Annotated in this window: 2 protein-coding genes; both read right to left on the reverse strand. The window is 56.7% G+C overall.

Translation table 11 applies throughout. The features are described from left to right. Positions 1-449 precede the first annotated feature (449 nt). The gene (locus tag G3446_RS25855; protein ID WP_164456544.1) at positions 450-1,109 is read right to left on the reverse strand and encodes a hypothetical protein; all 660 of its coding nucleotides are present in this window, start codon (positions 1,107-1,109) and stop codon (positions 450-452) included. Between the two features lie 693 nt (positions 1,110-1,802). Beyond that, positions 1,803-3,808, reverse strand: a 2,006-nt coding sequence (locus tag G3446_RS25860; RefSeq protein ID WP_164456545.1) for an RHS repeat domain-containing protein, incomplete at its 5' end; no start/stop codon positions are given.

A 3,808-nucleotide genomic window follows, 5' to 3' on the forward strand; every position in this document is an offset into this window, starting at 1 on the left:
GCGATGGCGCTCGGATCGGTCAAGCGCAGGGCCGCCGCGCTAGCGGTGAGGTCCGAGTCCGGGTCCCAGAACGGCAGACCGAAGCGGCTGCCGCCCGATTCCTGGATCTGCGTTCCGCAGCCCGACGCGCCCGTACAAAGCAGTGTCAGGTCTTGCGTTTTGCCTGTTCTGTACCTCGTAGCGAATCGGCCGATGCGGAAGGCCGAAGTGCTCGCGAATCGTCTTCAACGTGTAGCCGCCGCAGGCGCAGGGCCGCGCGGGGGCCGTGGGGGACGGGTCTTGCCTTGCGCCCTGGACGAACTCGCAAGCGAACCCTATTGGTCACAGCCTGAAAAAGCAAAAGACAAGACCTGACACCGTCCTTCGCGTCCTTCGCGTTTCCCCACTTGCAGCACCGAACACGAATCGCGTAAGGAGGTATGGGTAAAAGTATGCTTTTATCTCTCTCATTATTTCGATTCGCAACTCTCGGAGAATTCCCTAATCGGATAGGTGCCATAATCCTTCAACAAATCCTTCAGGAAACGCTTAAGCGATGGCCTCCTTACATCCTTCAATTCTTGCCGCAGCGCCGCAAGGCTTTCATCAGTATGGATGAATCTTATAGACAACGCCGCTTCCTCGGCGTAACCCATTTCTTCTTCACGCACAACAGAAAGAAGAAAAGGAATATCAGAATTATATCCCGCCAAACCTAACAGAATGGTGGCTCGCCCCCTAATCGACAGATCTTCAGACCGGATCCTAGACAAAACGAAATCATGCACATCTGACAGATTAATTCCTCTTACTTTGCAGTGCCTTATGGCTTGCATAAGAACATTCGCGATCGAGAGCATAATGATATCGCTATCCCTTTCGTTTCGCTCGACGGCAGAAAACTCATCTAATCCATTTCTCCAAATTTCACTAATTAGCTCTAGATTCGCTGCAGACCACTCTACGTTACCGATAGCGTTATAAACCTTATCAATATCGCTTTCATTGCGAATGATTTCAAGAACACTCTGTTGAGCAAGGCAGGAGCTAGGTAACCCAAGCAAAAAACATAATATTACGCATCCCGCAAGAAAAGTAAATGAGGCTGAATAACGCTCGATTTTGACCAATTCGGCAGTCTCCCTGGGCGCTAACTTCCATGAAATATCATGGGGACGGACAATTAGAGGGCATCCCATTACACACAAGTCTGTAAGCCATTGATTTTGGATTAGAGGCCAAAACGCTCGGTTCTTTAAGGATCAAATACCTACGAGCGGCGAAGCAGAGATTTGTGTAACGAAATGATTAAAGGAGCAGGAAGCTAGAACGCTAAAATTTGGCCACTCGCTTATTCACAGAAGCCTCGCAAGCTTTCAATATCAAAGAGGCTGATCAGAAAAAATTACCAAAGTCGAGTGTATAATTTCGGTTTTTCAATTCCGAATAATCTCGAAAGTCTCGGTCAACAACGAGCGTAACGGCTTCGCGTGATCATCAAGGTTCGCGAAGAACTCCCTGCAGGCCTTCTTGTAGGTCGCGAAGGTCGGGTAGTAGTGGTTGTATGGCCGTTCGACTTATTATCCAGACAAGATTTACAAGACTCAAGTTTTGCGGTTTTGAGGATGCCCGTCTCAGCAGTGACTTAGGCTTGCGGGGTTTCTGTGGGGTTTGCGCGAAAACGGGCAAACCCCTCGAAAACTCCCCCTGCCCAGGCGCAGCACCCCTCAAAAAGGGCAAAACTTCAGTTACAAGATTAAAGTGACTAGAAAAAACGCGTCAACAATCCTGTAAATCTTGTTAACCCTGCCAATAGCAATAGATCAGGGGAAAGGCCAACTGTTTGATCCAATCCTATAGAGCTTTTCGTGCTCCCATTTAGTATATTTATCGGCTAATCTCTCAGTTTTCGCTCCGTCTTCGACTCTGTCGTAATGAAACTTAAGGGGTTCAGGAAAGCAGTCACGTTTCTCTTCGCAATAGATTCTCGTAACAGTGACAGTCCTAGTGATTTCGTACTCACTATACTGCCTGAACCTGTGCTCCCACATCCACCAATCTGCAGCTATTTCGGGCCCGATAGGCAGAGAACCAGAGGATGGGAAGTTACCTCCAACAGAAGGCCTCCAGCCTTCAGGGTGAGGGAACCTAAGGGATTTAATAGTCTTAACCCGCATCTCCCGCGAAGTGCTAATGGATGATTTCGGCAATCCCTCCCAGCAATTTGGTATCAACCCCCAAGGATCAATCGTCAGTAAAGGGTTTCCTAGGATATAGGAATATAGATTGGCTTGACCGCCCCCAAACCCAATCGGATCCTTCCCCAACCACCGCCCGGTATAGGGATCATAATCCCTGGCCCCGAACCGCACGAGCCCGGTCTCCGGCTCGTAGAGCCCGCCTGCGAACCCGAACGGCTGAAACCCCGGCTGGGTATCCCGCGTGACGACACCCCAGGCATCGTAGTCCATCCGCTGGACAACGGCCCCAGTCTCGACGGCGACGACCAGCCGGGGGCTGCCGAGGTGGTCGGAGAGGATCCGGTAGGTGGTCTCCTCCTGCGTCTCGGGATCGATCTTGATCAGGTAGGCCGGGACATTGGCCTGCTCGCCATAGACGAAGACGGCGACCAGATTGCCCTCCCCGTCCAGCTCGGCGATCGGGTTGAGCTGATCCTTGTAGAGAAACCCCTGGACCAATTCACCGTCCCGGGTCTTGCCGATGCGCCGGTCCTGGCCGTCGATGACGTAGCCGATGGTGCCGCTCGGGCGCGGGCGGGCCGGGGCGTCGTAGTCGAGTAGCCGATCCTGATCGTCGTAGGTGCCGTTGGCTGCGCCATTGACGCTGATCCGGTTGCCATTGGGATCGTAGTCCCAGGAGCCGGTGACGGTGCCATTCTCGCGGACGGCGATCAGGCGTCCGGCAGCATCGTAGTCGTAGGCATAGACGGTGGTCTGGCCTTGCAGGGTCTCGGTCTTCTCGGTGATGCGCCCGAGGCGGTCGCGGCTGTAGCCGATCTGGTAGAGCGTCGTGGCGTCGTGCGCCGCCTGCTGGGTGGCGAGCTCGCCGAAGGCGTTGTAGCCCTGGGTGGTGGTGAGGCCGCCGAGCGTGGTGCCGGTGAGCAGGCCGTTGCCGGCATGACGCTCGAGGATCAGCGCACCAGCCTGGGTGAGCAGCCCGTCGCCGTCGTAGGCGTACGAAATGCTGTGGCTGTCGTTGATGATATGAGCGGCGATGGCGAGGTCGCTGTTCCAGTCGGTCTCGACGCGGCCATTGAGGGTCCCTGACCACTGGGTGTCGATGGTGAGCGCGCCGTCATAGTCGAAGGTCAGCACCTCGCCCTCGGGCGTGGTGATCGTGGCGATGCGCTCGGTGGGACCGGCGTAGGTGTAGGTGGTCGCGCCCGCCGCGGTGGTGCGCCTGTCCAACCGCCCGGCGGCGTCGTAGCCGTAGCCGATCTGCGGCCCCAGGGCGTGACTCAGCTGGGTGAGGTCGCGGTCCTTGTCGTAGGCGCGGGCGATGGCCCCGGTGCCGTTGTCGACGCCGGGGGGCTGGTCGTCGTCCTCCAGATCGACCGGGGTGTAGCCGAGGCGGTGCTCGGGGCGCTCCGGTGGGGTGACGCCGGCGAGGTTGCCCTTGGCGTCGTCGTCGAGCCCGGTGAGCGCGCCATCCGGGCGCTCGATCGCGGTCACCCGCCCGAGGGCATCCGGGGTGTAGCGGGTGACCTGGCCCTCGGCGTCGGTGATCTGCGCGAGGTGATCGTGGGCGTCGTAGGCGTAGGTGGTGAGGCGGGCGTCATCGCCCGTGCCCTGGCGGGTCTCCACCAGGC

Origin of the sequence: Thiorhodococcus minor (assembly GCF_010820565.1) — a bacterium.
Taxonomy (GTDB): domain Bacteria; phylum Pseudomonadota; class Gammaproteobacteria; order Chromatiales; family Chromatiaceae; genus Thiorhodococcus; species Thiorhodococcus minor.